The sequence below is a fragment of the Curtobacterium sp. MCSS17_016 genome, assembly GCF_003234255.2.
GTDB lineage: Bacteria > Actinomycetota > Actinomycetes > Actinomycetales > Microbacteriaceae > Curtobacterium > Curtobacterium flaccumfaciens.
In genome coordinates this window covers 3,468,131-3,489,884 of record NZ_CP126254.1, presented here as the reverse complement: position 1 = coordinate 3,489,884, position 21,754 = coordinate 3,468,131, and the positions used below count along the sequence as shown (strand labels likewise).

The following is a 21,754-nucleotide window of genomic DNA, read 5'->3' as shown; positions in this document are numbered from 1 at the left end:
ACAGCATGACCACCGCATCGGCAGACGCGCCAGCGGCGAACGGCACGGCCGCGACCGACGCCGCACCGGCGACGAGCGCGACGAGCCCCGTGCGCCCGACGTCCGCACGAGCGTCCGCCGATGCCGTCCGACGCGGTGCCGGACCCCGTGTCCGGCGCCGCGTCGGCCTCGCCTGGCTGGGGCTGACGCCCTTCGCCGCCTACGTCCTGCTGTTCCTCGCGGTCCCCGCCGTGATCGCGATCGGCAGCGGTTTCTTCGACGGCTCCGGAGCGTTCACGTTCGCGAACCTCGCGGCCTTCGCCGACCCGTCCGTGCTGCGGGCGTTCGGCGGGTCGTTCGGCCTGTCCGCCGCCTCCGCGGTCATCGGTGCCGTGCTCGGCGCGGTCGTCTGCTGGGCGCTCTCGGCACTGCGGCCGGACGGGCTGGTCCGGTCGATGATCGACTCGGCGGCGAGCGTCCTCGCCCAGTTCGGTGGCGTCATGCTCGCGTTCGCGTTCATCGCGACGATCGGCGTGCAAGGCCTCGTCACGACGTGGTTGGTCACGGTCTTCCACGTCGACCTCAACGCGGACGGCGCCTTCCTGTACACGGTGCCCGGGCTCGTGATCCCCTACGTCTACTTCCAGGTGCCGCTCATGGTCCTCACGTTCATGCCCGCACTCGAGGGCGTCAAGGCCCAGTGGGGCGAGGCCGCCGCGACCCTCGGCGCCTCGCGCCTGACGTACTGGCGCCGGATTGCGTTGCCGGTCCTGGCGCCGGCGTTCTGGGGGTCGCTCCTGCTGCTCTTCGCCAACGGCTTCTCGTCGTTCGCCACCGCCGCGGCCCTGATCTCGCAGGGCGGCATCGTGCCGCTGACGATCCGCACGCAGCTCACCAGCGAGACGCTCGCAGGCTTGCAGAACGTCGCCGGGGTGCTCGCCTTCGGCATGGTCGTCGTGATGGCGGTCGTGATGGGCGCGTACTCGCTGCTGCAGCGCCGTGCCGCGAGGTGGCAGCGATGAGCGCGGCGGCCCCGGTCCGTCCGGCCCGCCCGGCGCAGCCGGTTCGGCTCGGAGGCCCGTCCCGCGTCCGCCGCTTCGGCACGGCCCCGTCCCGTGGTGCGGCAGCGATCGTGCTCACCGTGATCGGGCTCCTGTTCGCCGTGCCGCTGGTCGCCCTGCTGCAGTTCACCTTCCGGCAGGGCACCGACGGCGGGCTCACCTTCGCGCACTGGGCGGCGATCGGTGACCCGGCCAACGCGTTCACCTACCAGCCGGTGTTCGACGGGCTCGGGGCGTCGCTGCTCATCGCCGTGATCACCGTCGGGATCGTGCTGCTCGTGCTGCTGCCCGCCCAGATCATCACCGCGCTCCGCTACCCCAGGCTCCGGAGCGTCCTGGAGTTCGTCTGCATCGTGCCGATCACCGTGCCGGTCGTGGTGCTCGTCGTCGGGTTCATCCCCGTGTACCAGGTCGTCTCGCAGGTCTTCGGGTCCGGCTCCTGGACGCTGGCGTTCGCGATCGGCATCATCACGCTGCCGTTCGCGTTCCGCCCGATCGCCGCTGCCATCACCGCGACGGACCTGATCGTCCTGTCCGAGGCGGCCCGCTCACTCGGTGCCTCGTGGTGGACCGTCACCTGGCGCGTGCTCCTGCCGAACCTGCGCCGGGGCATCACCGCCGCGTGCTTCCTCACGATCACCGTGGTCCTCGGCGAGTACACCCTCGCCGCGTTCCTCTCCCGCAGCACGTTCCAGACCGGGCTCGTGCTCGTGCAGGGGACCGACCCGTACGTGGCCGCGATCTTCTCGGTCGCCGCGCTCGCGTTCGGCTTCGTGCTGCTCGTCCTCATCGGCCGCATCGGGACCCGTCGCACGAGCCGAGTCCGCCGCACCCGCACCACCCGTCGTCCCCGCCTCGAGGAGTCCGCATGACCGTCACCGCTCCGGCAGCCCCGGCGTCCCTCGCCACCACCGGTGCCGTCGTCGAACTCCACGCCGTCGAGAAGCACTACGGCGCACACCGTGCACTCGCCGGACTGTCCCTCCGCGTCGAGCCGGGGGAGTTCGTCTCGCTCCTCGGCCCGTCCGGTTGCGGCAAGACGACGGCGCTCCGCGCGCTGGCGGGCCTCGAGGTCATCGACGCCGGCTCCATCCGCATCGACGGCCGGGACGTCGCCGACACCTCGGTCAACAAGCGCGACATCGGCATGGTGTTCCAGCAGTACTCGCTGTTCCCGCACATGACGGTGCGGCAGAACGTCGCCTTCGGCCTCGAGATGCGCCGGGTCCCCGCCGCCGAGCGCAAGAGCCGCGTGGTCGAGGCCCTCGACATGGTCCGCCTCGGCGAGTTCGCCGAGCGGTACCCGCACCAGCTCTCCGGCGGGCAGCAGCAGCGCGTCGCCCTGGCCCGTGCCCTGGTCACCCGCCCCCGGGTGCTCCTGCTCGACGAGCCGCTGTCGGCCCTGGACGCGAAGGTCCGGGTGTCGCTGCGCGACGAGATCCGCCGCATCCAGAGCGACCTCGGCATCACCACCGTGTTCGTCACCCACGACCAGGAGGAGGCGCTCGCCGTCTCCGACCGGATCGCCGTGATGCAGGCGGGCGACGTCGAGCAGGTCGGCACGCCCGAGGAGCTCTACCGCACCCCGTCGTCGGCGTTCACGGCGGACTTCGTCGGCCAGTCGAACCGGCTGCAGGGCGACCTGCGCGGGGGCGACGTCTTCGTGTACGGCTTCCGGGTGCCGGCCCTCGACTCCTCGGCTCCGGACGGGCCGGTGCTCGCCTACGTCCGGCCGGAGGACATCGCCTTCGCCCCCGAGGGCATCACCGGCACCGTCGTCACCTCGAGCTTCCTCGGATCGATCCGCCGCACCACCGTCCGCCTGGACGACGACACCGTCGTGACCGTCCAGCACGAGGTCGGCGACCGCCGGGCCACCGGCGACCCCGTCGCCGTGCGCCTGCTCGGCGCACCCGTGGCGGTCGCGCCGCTCGCGTAGCTCCCCCCCCCGCGAAAGCGACAGATCGCGCTCGCGATCGCGCTCACCGTCGCGAAAGCGACAGATGGGCGCGGATGCTTCGCGGACTTCTGTCGCTTTGGCGGGGTGGGCGCGACCGACGGCGGACGGGAGGCCCGTGGCGGCCTGGCACCGCGCCTCCAGACCGGTGGGGTCAGCGCTGGAAGCGCGCCTCGCGCTCGTCGGCCAGCCCGGCCTCGACGCGTGCCCGCATGTTCTCCGACATGTCGGGCAGGGCGTCGAGCCGAGCCCAGAACGCCTCGGTGTTCTCGCCGTCGGCGGGGTTCGGCGTCCCGGAGACGTACCGGCAGGCGAAGACCAGGTCGAGGTACTGCGACCGGTCGCCGTTCGGGTAGGTCATCTCGGGCAGCACCTGCACCCAGGCCAGGCGTTCGGCAACGGCGACGACGTCGGCTTCCTCCAGGACCTCGCGTTCGGCGGCGACGGCGGGTTCCTCGCCCGGGTCGACGATCCCGGTGACCGGCGTGTACGCGCCCGTGTCGGCACGCCGCACCACGAGCAGTTCGCGATCGGCGCCGGAGCCGCGGGTCACGATGGCGCTCACGCCCGACAGCCAGAGCGGCGCCGTGCCGATCTTCTCGCGCAGGGACAGGACGAAGTCGGGGGTCGGCATGCCTCCACGCTACCCACACGACCCCTGTCGCAGACTGGTCATGACCAGTAGGCTTGCCGTGTGGAGATCATCATCCTGCCCACGCCGGACGAGGTCGGTCGCGTCGCCGCGGCCAAGATCGCGTCCGTCGTCGCCAAGAAGCCGTCCGCCGTCATCGGTCTCGCCACCGGATCCAGCCCGCAGGGCATCTACACCGACCTGCAGCGCCGGGTGCAGGCGGGCGAGATCTCGTTCGCCGAGGCCCGTGGGTTCGCCCTCGACGAGTACGTCGGCATCCCGCTCGAGCACCCCGAGTCGTACGCGGCCGTGATCGCCCGCGACGTCGTGGCACCGCTCGGCTTCGACGCCTCGCGCGTGCGAGTGCCGGACGGCCGTGCCGCCGACCTGGAGTTCGCGGCCAAGGAGTACGACGCCGCGATCCGTGCCGCGGGCGGGATCGACGTGCAGATCCTCGGCATCGGGGCCAACGGCCACATCGGGTTCAACGAGCCGACGTCGTCGTTCGCCTCGCGCACCCGCATCAAGACCCTCGCGCCGTCCACCCGTGACGCCAACGCGCGCTTCTTCGACTCGCCCGAGCAGGTCCCGACGCACTGCATGACGCAGGGGCTCGGCACCATCCTCGAGGCCCGCGAGCTCGTCCTCGTCGCCCAGGGTTCGTCGAAGGCGGCCGCCGTCGCCGCGGCGATCGAGGGGCCGCTCAGCTCCTTCGTGCCCGGTTCGGCCCTGCAGCTGCACGAGCACGCGACCGTCGTCGTCGACGAGGAAGCCGCCGCCGGGCTGCAGCTCGCCGACTACTACCGCTACACGTACGCGAACAAGCCGGGCTGGCAGCGGTTCGAGTAGGCGTCTGGCTCGGGGTCAGGCCCTGGCGGCTGCGGCGAGGCGGCTGAGTCCCTCGTCGAGGGTCTCCGCCGAGCAGCCGAAGTTCAGCCGCGCGAAGCCCCGGCCCTGCCGTCCGAACGCCGGGCCGGAGCCGAGTGCCACCTTCGCCCGGTCGACGAGCTCCGCCGCGGGGTCGTCGCCCCACGGCAGCGCGCGCAGGTCGAGCCACGCCAGGTACGACGCCTGCGGCTGCCGGTACTCGGCGCCGGGCAGCACGTCGCCGATCCGCTCGGCCAGGGTGCGCCGGTTCGCCGCGAGCTCGGTGAGCAGTGATGCCAGCCACGGCTCGCCCTCGCTGAAGGCCGCGACGCTCGCGGTGTAGCCGAGGATGCCGGTGCGCTCGACGACCTCGGTGGGCAGGCCGTCGAACCAGGCGCGTGCCCGCTCCGAGGCGCCGAGCATCATCGCGCACTTCGTGCCGGCGAGGTTCCAGGCCTTGCTCGCACTCGTCAGGGCGACGCCGAGCGATGCGGCCTCGGGGCACGACTCCAGGAACGGCGTGAACACCGCGTCGGCGTGCACGAGCGGCGCGTGGATCTCGTCGGACACCACGACGGCGTCCCACTCGGCGGCCAGCTTCGCGAGTGCGACGAGCGACGCGCGGTCGTGCACCAGGCCGAGGGGGTTGTGCGGGTTGCAGAGCAGCACCGTGCGGGCTCCGTCGGCGAACGCCTGTGCGATGCCGTCCAGGTCCATCCGCCAGCCGGCCGTGGTGTCGAAGGGTTCAGCCGGGCTCGTGGGGGCGAGCAGCGGGACCTCGGTGACGGTGCCGCCGGCCTCGGACACGTACTCCCAGAACGGCGGGTACACGGGCGGCATGATGACCACCTGGTCGCCCGGCTCGATGACCCGGCGCAGCACCTCGACCGCCGCGACCGACACGTCCGTGGTGGTGCGGACCAGGTCGGGGTCGACCCGCCATGCCCACCGGCTCTCGGCGAAGTCGGCGAACGCCTCGGGCAGGGCCCGTCCGTGCCCGACGTACCCGGTGTCGCCGTTCGTCACCGCCGTGACCAGGGCGTCGCGGATCGGTTCGGCGAGCATGCTGTCCATCTCGGCGACGAACATGGGGAGCACGTCCGGCGGGTAGGCCGTGTACTTCTCGCTCGTGCGGGACCGGTACGCATCGAAGACGGACACCATGACGCTCATGCGCCCATCCTGACAGCGAGGCACGCGGGGCGCGAGGGTGGTTGGTCAGGCCGGGCGGAGGCCCGCCAGCAGCACCTCGACGTAGCGCTCGGGGTCGTGCACCCGGGAGCCACCCGCCACGGCGGCCACCCGCATCCCGCACAGCAGCCGTCGCAGGTCGTCCGCGTCGACATCGGCACGCACGAGCCCCTCGGCCCGTGCCCGTGCGAGCAGCGCGTCGACGGACTCGACCAGGTCGCCCGCGAGCGCCGCGGTGTCGGCGCACGAGAACCCGCCGTTCGTCAGGAGGTCGCCGAGGGCCGCGTCGTCGACCATGCTCCGGAACGCAGCCGTCACGACCCCCCGGAGCGCGTCCACCGCGTCGGGCAGCGCGACGGCGACACGGACGAGGTCGAGCATGTCCTCGAGCGCGTCGATCGCGAGCGCCTCGAGCAGGTGCTGCTGCGACGGGAAGTGCCGGTAGGCGGTCCCGACACCCATGCCGGCCTCGTGCGCGACGGCGTTGAGGAGCGGCTGCTCGCCCCGCTCGAGGAACGACCGGGCGACGTCCAGCAGCGCGGTCCGGTTGCGTTGCGCATCGGAGCGCAGCGCTTCGGGTCGGGCCATCGCGATCGTCATACGGACACTCTATCCGCTTGTGCTACCGTTCCGGATGGATCATCCGATTCCAGACGACGAGTGAGCAGGAGACGACCATGGACACCTTCGAGTGGGAACCGTCCGCGATGCCCGACCAGCGCGGCCGGACCGTGGTGGTCACCGGCGCGACCGGCGGACTCGGGCTGGTGGTCGCGACCCGACTCGCAGCCGCCGGAGCACGCGTCATCGCGGCGGTCCGCAACCCCGACAAGGCGGCTCGCGTCCTGCCCGTCGGCCTGGAGGCGCGGGTCGTCGACACCGCGTCGGTCGCGTCGGTCACGGCGTTCGCCCGGCAGCTCGTGGCGGACGGCATCGTCGTGGACGCCCTCGTCAACAACGCCGGCGCGACGCTGGGCGCGTTCGGGTTGACCGACGAGGGCATCGAACGCACCTGGGCCACCAACGTCGTCGGGCCGGCCGTGCTCGCCGACGCGATGCTCCCGGTGCTCGGCGGACCGTCGCCCCGGGTCGTCCTCGTCGGGTCGAACCTGTCGCAGCGCACCCGCCGCGTGCCCGCACCGGGCGGGGCCGACGATCCGAGCGACTACTCGCAGCTCGCCGTGTACACCGACTCGAAGACGGCGGCGACGGCGCTCGCGGTCGACCTCGGTGAGCGGCTCCGCGCGGCCGGCTCGGACGTCCGCTCGGTCATCGCACACCCCGGCATCGCGGCGACGGGGATGAACGACCAGGCCGAGACCCTCGCGCAGCGCCTCGGCGGCATGATCGCCCGCAGCATGGCCCGGACCGCGGAGGACGGCGCTCGCTCGACGCTCTGGTCGGCCACCGCGCCGGACGTCGCCGAGGGGGTGTTCGTCGGGCCGGCGCTGCGTCGGGGTGACCGGCGACTGCACGTCGTGCCCGTCCGCGGGGCCGCCGCGGATCCGGTGTTCCGGCAGCGGGTCCGCACCTTCGTCGACGAGGTCGCCGCCCGCACCGTCGTCTGACCGAGGCCGGGCCCGACGCCGAACCCGACGTGAACAGCGGGAGAGCGCTCGGTGACGCAGGCGGCGTCCCCCGTCCGAGGGGGCTAGCGTCGCCGATGTGAACCGATCTCGCGTGCACCGTCGCCCGCTCGTCCGTCCGCTCCCGCTCGCCGCGGTGGCCACGATCGCCGCACTGCTGGGCACGGCGATCGTCGCCGCGCCGGCCGTGGCCTCGCCGTCGACGCAGGCCGGGCGCACCGTCAGCGATCCCGCGCGGTACGTCGACCCCTTCATCGGCACGAGCAACAACGGCAACACCTGGCCGGGTGCCACGGCGCCGTTCGGGATGATGCAGTGGAGTCCCACGGGCACCGCGGGTGACCAGACGTCGACCCCGGTCGCGAACGGCTACTCGTACGACGTGAACCGGCTGCGCGGCTTCAGCCTGACGCACCTGAACGGTGCCGGGTGTGCTCCCGGGGCTGCCGGTGACGTGCCGATCATGCCGGTCACGACCCCGGTCACGACCTCGCCGTCGGCCGACTCGAAGGACGCCGTCTACGCCGCCGGGTACTCCCACGACCAGGAGTCCGCCAGCCCCGGCCGCTACGGCGTCACGCTCGACAACGGCGTCCGCACCGACCTGGCCGTGACCACCCGTGCCGGCGTCGGCGCGTTCACGTTCCCGGCCGGCAAGGACGCGAACCTGCTCTTCCGCACGTCGAACTCGATCAACGGCAGCGAGGCTGCGATCACCCGCGTCGACCCCCGCACCCGCACGGTCAGCGGCAGCGTCCTGACGGGCGGCTTCTGCAGCCGCCGCGCGAACGGCGGCGGCGCCACCAACCCGGACCGCCGCAGCTACTACCGCCTCTACTTCACCGCGACCTTCGACACGGCGTTCGCGAGCACCGGCACCTGGAAGGACGGCACGGTCCAGCCTGGAGGCACGTCCTCCTCCGGTGGGGAGGGCTACCTGACCGGCGCCGACCGCGCCGGACGCGGCTCCGGCGCGTGGGTCGGGTTCGATGCGCGTCGCGGAGCGACGGTGCAGGCGAAGATCGGCATCTCGTACGTGAGCGCGGCAGGGGCGGTCGCCAACCGTGACGGCGAGGTGACCAAGCGCTCGACCGTCGCCAGCGTGGCGGCCGACACACGGGCCTCCTGGAACCGTGAACTGTCGCGCCTGCGCGTCGGTGGCGGCACGGCGGACCGGACCACCCAGCTGTACACGTCGGTCTACCACGCACTCATGCAGCCGAACACGCTGAACGACCGCGACGGTCGCTACCTCGGGCCCGACCTGCGGGTGCACCGGATGGACCGCGGACACCGGGCCGTGTACGGCACGTACTCCGGGTGGGACCAGTACCGGGCGCAGATCCAGCTGCTCGCGCTGCTGCGGCCGGACGTCGCCGGGGACATGGCGCAGTCGATGCTGCGGTTCGCCGAGCAGAACGGCGGCGTGTGGGACCGGTGGCTGCACCTCGGAGCGCCGACGCACGTGATGACCGGAGACCCCTCGGCCGCGACGCTCGCCACCTGGTACGCCATGGGCGTCCGGAACTTCGACGTCCGGGCCGCCTACGCCTCGCTCAAGCACCAGGCGACGGTCGAGAACGCGGACGCCGAGAGCGACATCGGGTGCCCGGGGCAGTGCCTGGCGCAGCGGCCCGCACTCGACGAGTACCTGGAGCGGCAGTACGCGGCGAACGACGACTGCTCCTGCTGGGGCGGTGCGGCCGAGACTCTCGAGGACTCGATCTCCGACAGCGCGCTCGGGTACTGGGCGGGTTCCCTCGGGCTGCGGTCGGACGCCCGGATGTTCGCGGAGCGTGGGACCTACTGGAAGAACACCTTCAACGCCGCCGTCGGCTACCAGGCTGCTCGTCAGGCCGACGGATCGTGGACGCCCGACTGGTCGCCCTCGACCGGCACCGGGTTCGCACAGGGCACCAGCGCGCAGTACACCTGGCTCGTGCCGCAGGACGTGCAGGGGCTGTCGAGCGCGCTCGGCGGTGACGACGCCGCAACCGCTCGGCTCGACGAGTTCTTCCACGACAGCACTGGTGCGTTCGCGGTGACCGGTGGCGACGCCACGAAGTTCGACCCGACGAACGAGCCCGACATCCACACGCCGTGGATGTACAACGCGCTCGGCAAGCCCTGGAAGACGCAGGAGACCGTGCGGCAGGTCGTGGACGACGCCTACTCGACCGGCCCAGGCGGCCTGCCGGGCAACGATGACCTCGGCACCATGAGCGCCTGGTACGTCTTCGCCTCGATCGGCTTGTTCCCGCAGACGCCCGGGCGAGCGGAGATGCTCATCGGCAGCCCGACGTTCAGCACGGTCGACATCCGGCGGTCGAGCGGCGAGCGGATCGTCATCCGGTCCTCGGGGACCGAGCCGTACGTGCACGGCGCCCGGTTGAACGGGTGGACGCACGAGCGGTCCTGGGTGCCGGCGTCCTTCGTGACGCGGGGCGGCACGTTGTCCCTGCGGGTCGGGGACACGGCGGACACGGGCTGGGCGAGCGGGGAGCGGGGGCGCCCGATCGACCGCTGAACACTGATTGACACACCGTACTTCAGCGGTGATATGTTGACCTCCTCGGGGAACACGAGGGGGCACCATGGGGGATCTGACGGTCGACCTGCCGACCATGCAGGCGGTCGCACGAGCGGCGGGGCAGGCGGTCACCGACCTCCGCTCTGAGCGCCCGTTGTCCGGTTCGGACGGCGGCGCGTTCGGCTCGGGGGCTGTCGAGTCCGCGTTCGTCGCGTCGGCCAGGGCGCACGACGCGATGATCCGCTCCCTCGGTGACGACGCGGACACGCTGCGCGAGTACGTGACCGCCGCCGCCGGAGCGGTCCTGCGTGCGGATGCCGACCTCGCCCGGCGGGTCCGGTGAGCGCGGACCCGGTCGCGGGCGACCCGGACGGCATCCAGCGGATCGCCCGTCGGCACGACGACCACTCGGACGCGGTCCGTGACGGCGCCCGGCACGTGCTCGTCGCCGCGGAGCACGCGGCGTCCGGCTGGGCGGGGCGGGCGCAACAGCGGTTCCTCGTGACGGCGGCGGCGATGCCGGCGAGTGCCCAGCGCGTCGCGGCGCGGCTGGACGCGGCGTCGGCCGCACTCGCCACCTACGCACGCCAGGTGCGGGAGATCCAGGACGACGCCGCGAGCCTGCAGACGACCCGGCGGAACACCGCGGACGACATCGCGGCCAACCAGCGGGCGATCCGCGATGCCACCGTGGTGGCGTCCGGACCGGATGCGGTCGAGTCGGACCGTGCGCTCCTGCAGCAGCTGGAGCGCAGCGGCGAGTGGTTGGCAGCGCTGGACGCTCGGCTGACGGCGCAGTGGGACGAGCTCGTCGCCCGCCGAGCCGCAGCCGACCGAGCGGCGGCCTCCGCGCTCGAGGACCGGTCGGTGCTCGGCAAGCTGGTCTTCGCCACGGTCGTGTCCGCGATGAGCGACGGGCAGTTCCTCACCTGGCTCGGCACCCTCGACCCGGAGACCGTCGTCGCGCTCGGTGACGACGCACGGGTCGCCGAGCGGCTCGCCGGACTCGACCCTGCGCAGGTGGCCGGGTGGTGGCAGGCGATGTCGGGCGTCGACGGTGTGCCGTCCGCGGTCCAGCGGGCGTTCGTCGCGGCGATGCCGGCGGTCATCGGCAACCTGAACGGTGTCGCCTCCTGGGCGCGGGCACGGGCGAACACGACGGTGTTGGCTGACCGGCTCGCACACGCGCGGAAGCAGGTCCGCCACTGGCGTGGGCGGCACGACGCCGCCCGGAACCCGGCCGAAGCGGCGACGGCACGGGAGCAGCTGCTCGTCTGGGAACGGCAGCGCGACGCCTACCGGAACATCCAGGACACCCTCGCCACGACACCGGTCTCGCTGGTGGCACTCGTCGACGACCGTCCCCCGCTCGCACAGATCGTCGCGGGTGACCTCGACCGTGCCACGCACGTCAGCGTCATCGTGCCGGGCATGAACACCGCGACGTACCAGGACGGCACGGTGCAGGACTACAGCGCGATCGCCCGCGGGATGCGTCGTGAGGAAGCTCGTGTGGCTGGTATCCGCCGCAGTGACATCGCCGTTGTGTCCTGGATCGGCTACCACCCGCCGATGGCCGACGACCCGTCCTTCCGGACCGTCCTGGCGGACGACCGCGCGCGAGCGGGCGCCGAGCGACTCGTCGCCGACCTCGACGGGTTCCACGCGGCACGAGCGGCTGCCGGGCGGGACGCCGACCTGACCGTCATGGGGCACTCCTACGGCACGACCGTGGCGACCATCGCCCTGACGAAGACCCACGCCGACCACGTGGTGCTGCTGGGCTCGGCCGGCGTGACGGACGCCGTACCGAACGCGTCCGCGCTGCACGTGCCCGAGGGGCAGGTCTTCGCCAGCCAGGGCGCGAAGGACGGCTGGGCCGTCACCGGGCAGAACCTGTCCGGTCGGCGTGACCCGACCGAGTCCACGTGGGACGCGCACGCGTTCAGCTCCGAGACCGAGGGCCGTGGGTCGGACACCCTGCACGGCGTCACCCGCCACGGGCCGTACGACGGCGATGACGACGACGGCCGGTACTCGTACTTCGACGACGGGACCACCGCCCAGCACAACGCTGCACGAGCGGCGATGGGACACGGGGACGAGATCCCCGAGCGGGGCGGACCCTTCGACCGGATGCGGCAGCAGACCAGGGACGACTGGCTCATGTACGGCTGGCAGACCGGGGGCACCGGTGACCCGACGCTCTGAACCGTGGGGCGCCTCACTCGCCGGAGCCCTGGTGGTCACCGCACTCCTGACCGGGTGCACCGGCGCCTCCCCGGACTCCCCGATCCAGAAGGACACGTCGATGAACGTCGAACAGTCGCACCAGGACGTCCTGGACATCTTCGCCGCCGTGCGCTCGGTCGTCGGGCAGGACGGTTGGGGTGACGAGGACCCCGGGTGGAACCTCTGCGGAAGTGATGGCGAGGACGCTGCGCAGTACACCTACGCGAGCACTCGGCGGCTCCCGCTTCCTGGTCCAGCGGATCAGGTTGCCGAGGGGGTCACACGGGCCCTCGCGGCGATCGGGTACGAGGGTGCGCGTGTTCAGCACGACACGGAACTCACGCCGGAGCGGACGGTCATCAGCTACCCGAAGGGGTACCTCGGTGGGACAGCGGCAGACGGGTTCGCCATCTTCTTCCAGGCGTTCGATTCGTACGCGGACGTGTCCATCGACGGCCACTGCGTCCCCGGCCGGGCCCCACGGTTCGGTGAGCCGCTCAACCCCCGCCCGACCGACCTGCCGTGACGTGTCCGAGCGAGCCGTCTGCGCCGTGCGCGCTTCAGCGCAGCTCGCGCCCGCCGCCCCAGACGCGCTCGACCTCGAGCGACGGCGACAGTGCCACCAGATCGGCGGCGAACCCCGGCGCCAGCCGACCCAGACGGTCGCCGAGCCCCAGCGCGCCGGCCGGCACGCTCGTCAGCGCCGCCACGGCCTCGGGCAGGGTCCGCCCGGCGAGCGAGACCGCGTTGCGGAGCGCCACGTCCTGCGTCAGCGTCGACCCCGCGATGGTCTCCGTCCCCGCCACGTGTGCGACGCCGTCGGTCACCGTGACGTCGAGCGACCCGAGCCGGTACGACCCGTCCGCAGCGCCGGCGGCACCCATCGCATCGGTGATCAGCGCCACCCGACCCGGCGTCGCCCGGAAGAGCGTGTCCGCCACGACCGGGTGCACGTGCACGGCGTCCAGGATGAGCTCGAGCGTCACGCGGTCGTCCGACACGGCGGCGCCGATCGGCCCCGGAGCGCGGTGGTGCAGCCCGGGCATCGCGTTGCAGGCGTGGGTCAGGATCGTCGCGCCGGCGTCGAACGCGGCCCGCGCCTGGTCGTACGTGCCGACCGTGTGGCCGACGGCGACCGTGACGCCGGCGTCGACGAAGCGGCGGACGGCGTCGAGCGCTCCGGGCAGCTCGGGCGCGATCGTGACCTGGCGGATGACACCCTCGCCCGCTTCGAGCAGGGCGTCGACCGCGGCGGGGGTCGGCTCGATCAGGAACGACTCGTTGTGGGCGCCCTTGTTGTGCGGGGACAGGAACGGCCCCTCCAGGTGCACACCGAGCACGAGCGGGTCGGTCGCCATCACGGCGCGGACGTGGGCCAGCGACGCCGCGAGCGCGGGGACCGGGTTTGCGACGAGCGACAGGACGGAGCGGGTCGTGCCGTGTGAACGGTGCATCGCGAGCGAACGGTCGAACGTGTCGTCCTCGTACGCCTCGGTCGCCCCACCGTGCCCGTGCAGGTCCACGAAGCCGGGCGTCAGGACCGCGTCGCCCAGGTCGACGACCCGGTCGGCCACGGGGGCCTCGGGGCCGGAGCCGGTCGCGTGGATCGTGTCGCCGACGACCAGGACCCAGCCGTCGGCCGTGGTGCCGGCCGCGTCGACGACGCGGGCTGCGCGGACCAGCGTGCGCTGGGCCTCCTGGCCGGTCCGGAGGCCCGTGGTGCTCATGCGGTCTCCTTGCGGAATGCGATCACGCCGCTCAGGGCGGCGATCACGATGAAGACGATCCCGACGACCGGGTGGCCGATTGAGATCCAGGTCGCGCCTGCGGCGACGACCAGGGCGACCTCGACGATGGTCTTGCCGACGATGTCCGTCTCGATCGGGGAGCGCGGCGATCGGAAGAAGTACCAGACGACCGCGGCGAACAGGGGAGCCCCGACCATGAACAGGTAGCCGGGGAGCGGGAGCTGCCACGACCAGTAGCCCCAGAAGGCCAGGGACAGCAGGCCGAACACCATCACGGCGATCCGCAGGATCATCCAGGCCTCGAACCGCCGACGCGGCTGCCGGACGGCTGCCGGGTCGGGGACCGATTCCCAGTCGACGGGGGACTGCGGGGCGTTGGTCATGGTGCTGCCTACTTGAAGATGATGGTGCGGGCGCCGTCGAGCAGGACGCGGTCCTCCGCGATCCAGCGCACCGCCTGGGTGAGCGTGCGGGACTCCTCGTCCTGCCCGATGGACACCAGCTCTGCCGGTTCCTTGGTGTGGTCGACGCGGACGACGTTCTGCTCGATGATCGGGCCCTCGTCGAGGTCGCTCGTCACGAAGTGCGCGGTCGCACCGATGAGCTTCACCCCGCGGGCATGCGCCTGCCGGTACGGGTTCGCGCCCTTGAAGCCGGGCAGGAACGAGTGGTGGATGTTCACGGCACGGCCCTCGAGTGCCGCGCAGAGTTCGGGCGACAGGATCTGCATGTAGCGGGCGAGGACGACGAGCTCGATGTCGTGCTCCTCCACCGCCTGCAGCACACGCCGCTCCATCTGCTCCTTCGACTCGGCGTCGGTGACCGGGCGGTGCTCGAACGGCACGGAGTAGAACGCGGCGAGCTCGGAGAGGTCTGCGTGGTTGGACAGCACGAGGGGGACCTCGATCGGCAGCTGTCCGCCACGCTGCCGGTAGAGCAGGTCGTTCAGGCAGTGGCCCGCCTTCGACACGAGCACGAGGGTGCGCAGTGGACGACCGACCACGTCGAGCTGGACGCGGGCGTCGTAGCGGGCGGCGACGGGGGCGAGCGCGGCCTCGAAGGCGGCGCGGTCCACCGGCGCCATCACCTGCAGGCGCATGAAGAAGGTGTTCGTGTCGGCGCTGGAGAACTGCTGCGACTCGGTGATGTTGCCCTGGGCGGCGACGATCGCTCCGGAGACGGCGTGCACGATCCCGGGCTGGTCGTCGCAGACGAGCGTCAGGGTCCAGTGCGTGGGGGTCGGGTCGGTCACCGGATCAGGGTACCGGCCGCGGGGGAGGTGCTTCGTGAGCAGGGATGGTCGAGTGCACCGCGGCGACTCGACCATTTGTGCTCACGAAGCGTCAGGCGTCGGCGCGGGCGTCGGCGTCCCGCAGGCGCCGGTCGGCCAGGGTCAGCACGGTCAGGAGCACCGCGACGCCGAGGATCACCCACCCCAGCACGTGCAGGTCCGGCGTCGTCGGGGCCTGGCCGAACACGCCACCGATGAGCGAGGATGCCGCGATCGCCCCGATGTACACCGCGGTGCGCGACAGCCCGGCCGCGGTGCCGATGTACTCCGCGGGGACGAGCCGGTACAGCGCCGCCTGGTTCGACACCGACGCCAGGGCCTGCGGCACCCCGAACAGCGCCGGGGTCAGGGCGAGCAGGACGACGGGCGACCCGGTGTGCAGGAAGAGCAGGAGCACACCGCCGACGATCGGTACCAGTGCGGCGACGACGAGCGGCCCGCGGATCGCGGTCTTGCGTGCGACCACGAACGAGGCCACCCCGGCGACGATCGCGGCCGGCAGCTGGATGTACCCGGCGACGTCGCTCGGGTAGCCCGCGACGTCCTGCACCCACTGCGAGAACCCGTAGGTCATCGTGTAGGCGAGCAGGTACGTCAGGAACAGGCGGCCGTACGTGCGCGACAACGCGCCGTTCCGGGCGAGCAGCCGCACGTCGACGAACGGTCGCACGGCCCGCAGCTCCCACACCACCAGGGCAACGAGCAGCACGACGGCCACCGCGAGCAGCCACCACAACCCGGCGGACAGGTCGAGCAGGAAGACGAGCAGCGCCGAGACGGTCCCGGTCATCAGCACCATGCCGAGCGGGTCGAGCGCCTGCAGCACCGGCAGCTCGGCGTCGTCTCGTGGACGCAGCCGGTCGGACGGCAGCCAGAGCGTCGCCACGACGATGCCGAACACCGCGAGCGGCACGTTCACCAGGAAGATCGCGTGCCAGCCGAACGCGGCGATGAGCGCCCCGCCGAGCGGTGGGCCGGCGGCGGCGGACACGAGCGACGTGATCGACAGCGCCCCGAGCACGAGCGGCGGCGTGGGCTTCCCGATCCGGACGGAGTGCTGCCGGAGGATGGTGAGTGCCGCCGGGTACGCCGACGACGTCCCGATGCCGATGAGCACCCGGGCGAACACGGCCCCGCCGAACCCGGTCAGCACCTCGGGCACCACCCCGGCGATCCCGACGATGACGAGCCCGGTCAGGAACACCTTCTTCGGGCCGAACCGGTCGGCGAGCTTGCCCATGGTGGGCTGCGCGATCGCACTCGCCAGGTACAGGGCCGCGACGAGCCAGATCGCCTGCGCCGCACCGATGCCCAGGTCGCGGGAGATCGGGGTGAGGGCGACCGACACCATCGTGGTGTTGATCGGGTTGAGCAGGGGCCCGACGAGCACCGGGATGAGGAGCTTCGGGCCGAAGCCGCTGCCCGTGGTCGTGTCGGGGGTCGTGGTGGTGGACGTGAGAGCGCTTCTTCCGGTTGCAGGACTGGGCGAGGGGTGCGGGTCAGGGATCGACGATCGGGCCGAGCAGGTCCATCGCCCGCGCGACGACGCGGCGGTCCGCCTCGGGCAGGGTCGCGAGCCGCTCGGCGAGCTCGTGGTTCCGCGCGGCCCAGGCGGTCTGGCGCGCGTCCCGACCGGCCGCCGTCGCGCTGACGATCGCCCGCCGGCCGTCCGTCGGGTCGGCCTGCCGCTCGGCCAGGCCGAGGTCGACCAGGGCCTGGACGGTCGCGCCCATCGACTGCGGTCGGACACCCTCGGCTCGCGCCAGGTCGGCGATGGTGGCCGGCCCGTGCCGCAGCAGGCGTCCGAGGGCGGCGGTCTGCGACGCCGTGACGTCGTCCGACTTCGAGGCCAGCAACGACCGCCGCAGTCGTCCGTGCATCGTCAGCACGGCGTCGGCCAGGTCGGTCGGGTCGGTCTCCGGTGCGTCGGTCACGCCCCGGAGGCTAGTCCGTCACCAGCCAACCTTGCAAGTTTGCCTTCTGATATCGCTCAGGGAACGGCGGACCCGTCGTCGCCCGCGTCCGGCTCGAGCAGCGGGAGCAGGGTCGCCGAGATCGCTTCCGCACCGTCGCCGAACCACGCGTTGCTCGCCCGGACGATCGGGTGGGCGCCTGCCAGCAGCGCCTCGCCCTGGTCGGTCAGTCGCATCCGGGAGGCCCGTCCCCGGCCCGGTGCGGCACCCCGCTCCACGAGTCCCCGCGTCGAGAGCCCCCCGACGAGCGTCGTCATGCTCTGCGGTCGGACGCCGACCGCCCGCGCCAGGTCGGCCTGGCTGAGCTCGCCGGCCGCTGCGAGTTGGATGAGCGCCCCGAACTCCACGGGTGTCAACCCGAGCGGCGCCAGCTCGGCCGCGAGCCGGCGGGAGAGCGTCCGCGCGGCCCGGATCACCGTCCACGCCACGATGCCGTCGACGTCGTCGCGCGGGGCTGGGAGTTCCTGGGGCACGGGGCGATCGTACCGGCGTACGTTCTGGTATCAGGAAACTGATACCAGAACGGGTCAGCGGGACGAGGAGCAGACATGGGCGAGATCGTGGCGGTCACCGGCGTGACCGGGGACGTCGGGGGCAAGACTGCGGAGCTGCTGCGGGCGGCCGGGGTGACGGTGCGTGCCGTGGTCCGACGGCCCGAACAGGTCGACGCGCTCCGGGCGCGGGGCATCGACGGACGTCTGGCCGACCTGGACGACGAGGACGCGCTCACCGCGGCGCTCGAGGGGGTCGACCGGTTCTTCCTCGTGACGCCGGTCAGCCAGCGGCAGCGCGAGCAGGGCACCACCGGGGTCCGTGCGGCGCAGCGTGCAGGGATCGGCCGGATCGTGCAGCTGTCGGGCGGGGACGCCGCCGAGCACTCCCCGATGTCGTGGGCGAGCGCCGCCTGGCACATCGACCGTCTGGTGCGCGAGAGCGGGCTGGCGTGGACGATCCTGCACCCCTCGTCGTTCATGACGAACGTGCAGCCCTCGGCGCCGGCGATCCGACGGGGGTGGTTCCCGCACACCACCGGCCGCGGGGTGATCGGCTGGATCGACACCGAGGACATCGCCCGGACCGCCGCCCGGGTGCTGACGGAGGACGGCCACGACGGCACCGAACCGGTGCTCACCGGGCCGGATCTGCTCGACGCGCGGGGTGTCGCCGCCGCGCTCGCCACCGGGCTCGGCCGACCCGTGCGCGCCCTGCACCTGCCGAGCCGGGTCTACGCCGGTGTGCTGCGCCTGAGCGGCGTGCCCGCGTGGCAGGCCGAGGGGCTCCGGCAGCAGTTCGGCCGGGTCGTCCGCCGCGGCCTCGACGGCGTCGACGTGATGAGCGACGACGTCCTGCGCATCACCGGCACCGCGCCCCGGAGCCTGACCGACTGGGCGCGAGCCCACCGCGACGACCTGCTGGGGTGACCCGCCGCACCGGAGGTGATCCGAGCCTCCAGGCCGTGGGCCGTCAGCGCGACGTGAGCGTGACGACCAGGTGTTCCTGCACGTAGCCGAGCCAGTCGTAGACGTCGCGCAGGCCGACGCCCGCGTCGGCCTCGACGGACCGCTCCTCGTCGTCGGCGTCCTCGATGCCCAGCCGGTCGGCGATCGTCAGCCGCAGGTCGGTGAGGGTGCGGAGCCACGCCTGCTCGTCCTCGGCGTCGAGCGAACCGTCGCGGGTGCCCGTCAGCCAGTCGTGCACGATCGAGGCGTTCGTCGTCTTCTGCGTGAGCAGGTCGGACTGCGTGTACTTCCGGAACTCCGCGCTCGCCGCGTCGTCGCCGGGGTAGGCGTCCGGGAACATCCGTTCGCTGATCGGGTCGGTGGACAGGTCACCGCCGAGCACCTGCTGCAGCTGCTCGGTGAGCGAGGCGAGCAGGTCGCGCTCGCCGGAGGACAGGCCGAGGTGGACGCCGTCGGCGCGGCGGACGAACGGGATCACGCTTCGGGAGCCTTGTCGACGGTCGCCTGCAGCCCGTAGCCGTGCATGGACTGCACGTGGGCCTCCATCGACTCACGCGGGCCCGTCGCCACGATCGCCCGGCCGTCGTCGTTGACCTGGTGCATGAGCCGCTCGGCCTGCTCGCGTGAGAACCCGAAGTGCCGCTGGAAGACGTAGGTGACGTACGACATCAGGTTCACCGGGTCGTCCCACACCACCGTCACCCACGGGGTGTCCGCCCGCGCACTGGTCCGTTCGTCCGTGGTGGTCCGTTCGTCCACGTCGGGCGAGAGCAGCGTCATGCATCCAGGGTGACACAGGGTGCGGTGGCTCGGTACGATCGTCAGGTCGCGACTGGCGTTGGATGGGTCACCATCGGGGAGTGACAAAGACACGGTGCGCGGCCGTACGCCTGGGCTGCACCGACCGACCGTCCGAGTGCGACCAGCTGGTCGTCCGCACACCGTAGGAGTCCCGTGTCCATTGCCGATCTGCCCCCGTTCGTCTCCGACTCGGCCGAGGTGGCCGAGCAGGCCGCCGCACGCGCCGCCTTCAACGCCCCGCTCACCGAGGTCGACCCCGAGATCGCCGCCGTCCTGCGGCAGGAGCTCGGCCGCCAGCGCGACACCCTCGAGATGATCGCGTCCGAGAACTTCGTGCCGCGTGCCGTGCTCGAGTCGCAGGGCTCCGTGCTCACCAACAAGTACGCCGAGGGCTACCCGGGCAAGCGCTACTACGGCGGCTGCGAGTACGTCGACGTCGCCGAGCAGCTCGCCATCGACCGTGCCAAGGCGCTCTTCGGTGCCGAGTACGCCAACGTCCAGCCGCACTCCGGCGCGACCGCGAACGCGGCCGTTCTGCACGCCATCGCCTCGGCCGGCGACACCATCCTCGGCCTCGAGCTCGCGCACGGTGGTCACCTGACCCACGGCATGAAGCTCAACTTCTCCGGCCGCATCTACAACGCCGTGGCGTACGGCGTCGACCCCGAGACGTTCGAGGTCGACTACGACGACATCCGCGCGAAGGCCATCGAGCACCAGCCGAAGGTCCTGATCGCCGGGTGGTCTGCCTACCCGCGCCAGCTCGACTTCGCGAAGTTCCGCGAGATCGCGGACGAGGTCGGTGCGAAACTCTGGGTCGACATGGCGCACTTCGCCGGCCTCGTCGCCGCCGGGCTGCACCCGTCCCCGGTCCCGCACGCCCACGTCGTCTCGTCGACGGTCCACAAGACCCTCGGCGGCCCCCGCTCGGGCATCATCCTGTCGAACGACGAGACCCTGTTCAAGAAGCTGAACTCCGCGGTCTTCCCGGGCCAGCAGGGCGGCCCGCTCATGCACGTGATCGCCGCGAAGGCCACCGCGTTCCTGCTCGCCGGCACCCCGGAGTTCAAGGACCGTCAGGAGCGCACGATCCGTGGCGCCCAGGCCCTCGCCGCCCGCCTGACCGCCGACGACGCCAAGGCCGCGGGCATCGACGTGCTCACCGGCGGCACCGACGTGCACCTGGTGCTCGTCGACCTGCGCGCGTCCGAGGTCGACGGCAAGCAGGCCGAAGACCTGCTGCACGAGGTCGGCATCACCGTGAACCGCAACTCCGTGCCGTTCGACCCGCGCCCGCCGATGGTCACCTCGGGTGTCCGCATCGGCACCTCGGCGCTGGCCACCCGCGGATTCGGCGACGCCGAGTTCACCGAGGTGGCCGACATCATCGCGCTGACCCTCATGCCGAACCCGGACGTCGCAGCACTCTCGGCGCGGGTGAAGGTCCTGACCGACGCGTTCCCGCTCTACGCGTGAGCGGTTCGGTCAGCGCGGCGCTCCCGCGCGAGCTCTGGGCCGGTGAAGGGAGTGCCGTCCGCATCGACGGCACGGCCCTCGCCGCCCGGACGCTCGACGAACTCCGGGGCCGGATCGACCGCCTGCACGAGCACGGCATCCGTCCGGGTCTCGGCACGATCATGGTCGGCTCGAACCCCGGCTCGATGTCCTACGTCGCGGGCAAGCACCGCGACTCGGCGTCGATCGGGCTCGACTCGCACCGCATCGACCTGCCCGAGACGGCGTCCGCTGCCGACATCCGGGCCGCGATCCTGCAGATGAACGACGACCCCCGGGTCACCGCGTTCATCGTGCAGCTCCCGCTGCCGCAGGGCGTCGACCCGACGCCGATGCTCGAGCTGATGGACCCGTCGAAGGACGCCGACGGCCTGCACCCGACGAACCTCGGCGAGCTCGTGCTCGCCGTGCCCGGTGGTGCCGGCACGATCGACGCACCGCTGCCGTGCACCCCGCGGGGCATCGTCGCGATGCTCGACGCGTACGAGATCCCGATCCGTGGCGCGCACGTCACGATCATCGGCCAGGGGCTGACCGTCGGACGGCCGCTCGGCCTGCTGCTCACGCGGCTCGAGGCGACCGCGACCCTGACACACTCGCTGACCGCCGACGTCGCCGCGGAGTGCCGTCGCGCCGACATCATCGTCGCCGCGGCCGGGGTCGCCGGGCTCGTCAGGCCGGACTGGGTCCAGCCCGGTGCCGCCGTCATCGACGTGGGGATCACCCGCGTGGTCAACGAGGAGACCGGCAAGGCGAAGCTGCACGGCGACGTCGACCCCGCGGTCGCGTCGGTCGCGGGCTTCCTGTCGCCCACCCCCGGTGGCGTCGGGCCGATGACCCGCGCGATGCTCATGAAGAACGTCGTCGAGGCCGCCGAGCGCCAGCTGAAGTAGCGCGGGGGGCTGCGCGCTCGCGTGGCGCTCGCGTAGCGA

23 protein-coding genes and 1 riboswitch are annotated in these 21,754 nt (G+C 72.3%); of the genes, 12 read left to right on the top strand and 11 right to left on the bottom strand.

Annotated elements, in window-relative coordinates; translation table 11 throughout:
• Positions 1 to 5 precede the first annotated feature (5 nt).
• The 3 genes from DEJ19_RS16395 to DEJ19_RS16385 are packed head-to-tail and all read left to right on the top strand — an operon-like array spanning position 6 to position 2,979.
• On the top strand, positions 6 to 1,001 hold the full coding sequence (locus tag DEJ19_RS16395) for an ABC transporter permease (RefSeq protein ID WP_258377443.1): 996 nt from the start codon (positions 6 to 8) through the stop codon (positions 999 to 1,001).
• Entirely contained in the window at positions 998 to 1,912 is a 915-nt protein-coding gene (locus DEJ19_RS16390) for an ABC transporter permease (RefSeq protein WP_111233694.1), read from the top strand. The genes DEJ19_RS16395 and DEJ19_RS16390 overlap by 4 nt, the downstream gene beginning before the upstream one ends.
• The gene (locus DEJ19_RS16385) at positions 1,909 to 2,979 is read left to right on the top strand and encodes an ABC transporter ATP-binding protein (RefSeq protein WP_111233695.1); all 1,071 of its coding nucleotides are present in this window, start codon (positions 1,909 to 1,911) and stop codon (positions 2,977 to 2,979) included. Before DEJ19_RS16390 ends, DEJ19_RS16385 begins: the two co-directional genes overlap by 4 nt.
• 172 nt (positions 2,980 to 3,151) lie before the next feature.
• On the opposite strand, the gene DEJ19_RS16380 is transcribed toward DEJ19_RS16385, so the two are convergent.
• Positions 3,152 to 3,631 carry an NUDIX hydrolase gene (locus DEJ19_RS16380; protein ID WP_017888122.1) on the bottom strand — a complete coding sequence of 160 codons (480 nt, stop codon included), beginning with the start codon at positions 3,629 to 3,631 and terminating at the stop codon, positions 3,152 to 3,154.
• Positions 3,632 to 3,691: 60 nt separating this feature from the next.
• Here DEJ19_RS16380 and nagB point away from each other — a divergent pair, with 60 nt between their 5' ends.
• Entirely contained in the window at positions 3,692 to 4,477 is a 786-nt protein-coding gene (nagB, locus tag DEJ19_RS16375) for a glucosamine-6-phosphate deaminase (RefSeq protein ID WP_111233696.1), read from the top strand.
• Positions 4,478 to 4,492: 15 nt separating this feature from the next.
• On the opposite strand, the gene DEJ19_RS16370 is transcribed toward nagB, so the two are convergent.
• On the bottom strand, positions 4,493 to 5,668 hold the full coding sequence (locus DEJ19_RS16370; protein WP_111233697.1) for a MalY/PatB family protein: 1,176 nt from the start codon (positions 5,666 to 5,668) through the stop codon (positions 4,493 to 4,495).
• Positions 5,669 to 5,713: 45 nt separating this feature from the next.
• The gene (locus DEJ19_RS16365; protein ID WP_111100216.1) at positions 5,714 to 6,286 is read right to left on the bottom strand and encodes a TetR/AcrR family transcriptional regulator; all 573 of its coding nucleotides are present in this window, start codon (positions 6,284 to 6,286) and stop codon (positions 5,714 to 5,716) included.
• Between the two features lie 77 nt (positions 6,287 to 6,363).
• On the opposite strand from DEJ19_RS16365, the gene DEJ19_RS16360 reads away from it, so the two are divergent.
• From DEJ19_RS16360 to DEJ19_RS16340, 5 genes are all read left to right on the top strand, one after another.
• The gene (locus tag DEJ19_RS16360) at positions 6,364 to 7,254 is read left to right on the top strand and encodes an SDR family NAD(P)-dependent oxidoreductase (protein ID WP_111100217.1); all 891 of its coding nucleotides are present in this window, start codon (positions 6,364 to 6,366) and stop codon (positions 7,252 to 7,254) included.
• Between the two features lie 97 nt (positions 7,255 to 7,351).
• Complete coding sequence (locus tag DEJ19_RS16355; RefSeq protein WP_258377444.1) at positions 7,352 to 9,799, top strand: GH92 family glycosyl hydrolase; 2,448 nt, start codon at positions 7,352 to 7,354, stop codon at positions 9,797 to 9,799.
• Between the two features lie 67 nt (positions 9,800 to 9,866).
• Positions 9,867 to 10,145: a hypothetical protein gene (locus tag DEJ19_RS16350; protein WP_111233700.1), complete on the top strand. Its 279-nt coding sequence runs from the start codon at positions 9,867 to 9,869 to the stop codon at positions 10,143 to 10,145.
• Positions 10,142 to 12,013: an alpha/beta hydrolase gene (locus DEJ19_RS16345; RefSeq protein WP_111233701.1), complete on the top strand. Its 1,872-nt coding sequence runs from the start codon at positions 10,142 to 10,144 to the stop codon at positions 12,011 to 12,013. The genes DEJ19_RS16350 and DEJ19_RS16345 overlap by 4 nt, the downstream gene beginning before the upstream one ends.
• The gene (locus DEJ19_RS16340) at positions 11,997 to 12,560 is read left to right on the top strand and encodes a hypothetical protein (protein WP_258377445.1); all 564 of its coding nucleotides are present in this window, start codon (positions 11,997 to 11,999) and stop codon (positions 12,558 to 12,560) included. Before DEJ19_RS16345 ends, DEJ19_RS16340 begins: the two co-directional genes overlap by 17 nt.
• Before the next feature lie 34 nt (positions 12,561 to 12,594).
• Here the strand turns inward: DEJ19_RS16340 and nagA are convergent, their stop codons facing one another.
• From nagA to DEJ19_RS16310, 6 genes are all read right to left on the bottom strand, one after another.
• A complete protein-coding gene (gene nagA, locus DEJ19_RS16335) occupies positions 12,595 to 13,761 on the bottom strand; it encodes an N-acetylglucosamine-6-phosphate deacetylase (protein ID WP_111233703.1) in 1,167 nt (388 codons plus the stop codon).
• Positions 13,758 to 14,165 carry a YrdB family protein gene (locus DEJ19_RS16330; protein ID WP_084740750.1) on the bottom strand — a complete coding sequence of 136 codons (408 nt, stop codon included), beginning with the start codon at positions 14,163 to 14,165 and terminating at the stop codon, positions 13,758 to 13,760. The genes nagA and DEJ19_RS16330 overlap by 4 nt, the downstream gene beginning before the upstream one ends.
• 8 nt (positions 14,166 to 14,173) lie before the next feature.
• Positions 14,174 to 15,034, bottom strand: a complete 861-nt coding sequence (gene purU, locus DEJ19_RS16325; RefSeq protein WP_110861849.1) for a formyltetrahydrofolate deformylase — start codon at positions 15,032 to 15,034, stop codon at positions 14,174 to 14,176.
• Between the two features lie 91 nt (positions 15,035 to 15,125).
• Positions 15,126 to 16,463, bottom strand: coding sequence for an MFS transporter (locus DEJ19_RS16320; protein ID WP_111233704.1), 1,338 nt, complete (start codon positions 16,461 to 16,463; stop codon positions 15,126 to 15,128).
• A 109-nt stretch (positions 16,464 to 16,572) separates the two neighbouring features.
• Positions 16,573 to 17,007 (bottom strand): MarR family winged helix-turn-helix transcriptional regulator, encoded by a 435-nt coding sequence (locus tag DEJ19_RS16315; RefSeq protein ID WP_071404703.1) that lies wholly within the window; start codon positions 17,005 to 17,007, stop codon positions 16,573 to 16,575.
• Between the two features lie 56 nt (positions 17,008 to 17,063).
• Positions 17,064 to 17,519: a MarR family winged helix-turn-helix transcriptional regulator gene (locus tag DEJ19_RS16310; protein ID WP_111233705.1), complete on the bottom strand. Its 456-nt coding sequence runs from the start codon at positions 17,517 to 17,519 to the stop codon at positions 17,064 to 17,066.
• A 75-nt stretch (positions 17,520 to 17,594) separates the two neighbouring features.
• Here DEJ19_RS16310 and DEJ19_RS16305 point away from each other — a divergent pair, with 75 nt between their 5' ends.
• Positions 17,595 to 18,467, top strand: a complete 873-nt coding sequence (locus DEJ19_RS16305) for an NAD(P)H-binding protein (protein WP_111233706.1) — start codon at positions 17,595 to 17,597, stop codon at positions 18,465 to 18,467.
• A 43-nt stretch (positions 18,468 to 18,510) separates the two neighbouring features.
• Here the strand turns inward: DEJ19_RS16305 and DEJ19_RS16300 are convergent, their stop codons facing one another.
• Both DEJ19_RS16300 and clpS read right to left on the bottom strand, forming a co-directional pair.
• Positions 18,511 to 18,984, bottom strand: coding sequence for a DUF2017 family protein (locus DEJ19_RS16300; RefSeq protein ID WP_071404705.1), 474 nt, complete (start codon positions 18,982 to 18,984; stop codon positions 18,511 to 18,513).
• The gene (gene clpS / locus DEJ19_RS16295; protein ID WP_071404706.1) at positions 18,981 to 19,286 is read right to left on the bottom strand and encodes an ATP-dependent Clp protease adapter ClpS; all 306 of its coding nucleotides are present in this window, start codon (positions 19,284 to 19,286) and stop codon (positions 18,981 to 18,983) included. Before clpS ends, DEJ19_RS16300 begins: the two co-directional genes overlap by 4 nt.
• Positions 19,287 to 19,324: 38 nt before the next feature.
• Positions 19,325 to 19,409, top strand: a riboswitch (ZMP/ZTP riboswitch).
• 96 nt (positions 19,410 to 19,505) lie between these two features.
• Here clpS and glyA point away from each other — a divergent pair.
• Together glyA and DEJ19_RS16285 are read left to right on the top strand one after the other, a co-directional pair.
• The gene (glyA, locus tag DEJ19_RS16290) at positions 19,506 to 20,783 is read left to right on the top strand and encodes a serine hydroxymethyltransferase (protein ID WP_111233732.1); all 1,278 of its coding nucleotides are present in this window, start codon (positions 19,506 to 19,508) and stop codon (positions 20,781 to 20,783) included.
• Entirely contained in the window at positions 20,780 to 21,715 is a 936-nt protein-coding gene (locus DEJ19_RS16285; RefSeq protein WP_111233707.1) for a tetrahydrofolate dehydrogenase/cyclohydrolase catalytic domain-containing protein, read from the top strand. The genes glyA and DEJ19_RS16285 overlap by 4 nt, the downstream gene beginning before the upstream one ends.
• Positions 21,716 to 21,754 lie beyond the last annotated feature (39 nt).

What these genes read in the sequence shown, in the direction of transcription:
- DEJ19_RS16395 (WP_258377443.1), top strand. Translation starts at nt 6, where the DNA reads ATGACCACCGCATCGGCAGACGCGCCAGCGGCGAACGGCACGGCCGCG.
- DEJ19_RS16390 (WP_111233694.1), top strand. Translation starts at nt 998, where the DNA reads ATGAGCGCGGCGGCCCCGGTCCGTCCGGCCCGCCCGGCGCAGCCGGTT.
- DEJ19_RS16385 (WP_111233695.1), top strand. Translation starts at nt 1,909, where the DNA reads ATGACCGTCACCGCTCCGGCAGCCCCGGCGTCCCTCGCCACCACCGGT.
- DEJ19_RS16380 (WP_017888122.1), bottom strand. Translation starts at nt 3,631, where the DNA reads ATGCCGACCCCCGACTTCGTCCTGTCCCTGCGCGAGAAGATCGGCACG.
- DEJ19_RS16370 (WP_111233697.1), bottom strand. Translation starts at nt 5,668, where the DNA reads ATGAGCGTCATGGTGTCCGTCTTCGATGCGTACCGGTCCCGCACGAGC.
- DEJ19_RS16365 (WP_111100216.1), bottom strand. Translation starts at nt 6,286, where the DNA reads ATGACGATCGCGATGGCCCGACCCGAAGCGCTGCGCTCCGATGCGCAA.
- DEJ19_RS16360 (WP_111100217.1), top strand. Translation starts at nt 6,364, where the DNA reads ATGGACACCTTCGAGTGGGAACCGTCCGCGATGCCCGACCAGCGCGGC.
- DEJ19_RS16350 (WP_111233700.1), top strand. Translation starts at nt 9,867, where the DNA reads ATGGGGGATCTGACGGTCGACCTGCCGACCATGCAGGCGGTCGCACGA.
- nagA (WP_111233703.1), bottom strand. Translation starts at nt 13,761, where the DNA reads ATGAGCACCACGGGCCTCCGGACCGGCCAGGAGGCCCAGCGCACGCTG.
- DEJ19_RS16330 (WP_084740750.1), bottom strand. Translation starts at nt 14,165, where the DNA reads ATGACCAACGCCCCGCAGTCCCCCGTCGACTGGGAATCGGTCCCCGAC.
- DEJ19_RS16305 (WP_111233706.1), top strand. Translation starts at nt 17,595, where the DNA reads ATGGGCGAGATCGTGGCGGTCACCGGCGTGACCGGGGACGTCGGGGGC.
- clpS (WP_071404706.1), bottom strand. Translation starts at nt 19,286, where the DNA reads ATGACGCTGCTCTCGCCCGACGTGGACGAACGGACCACCACGGACGAA.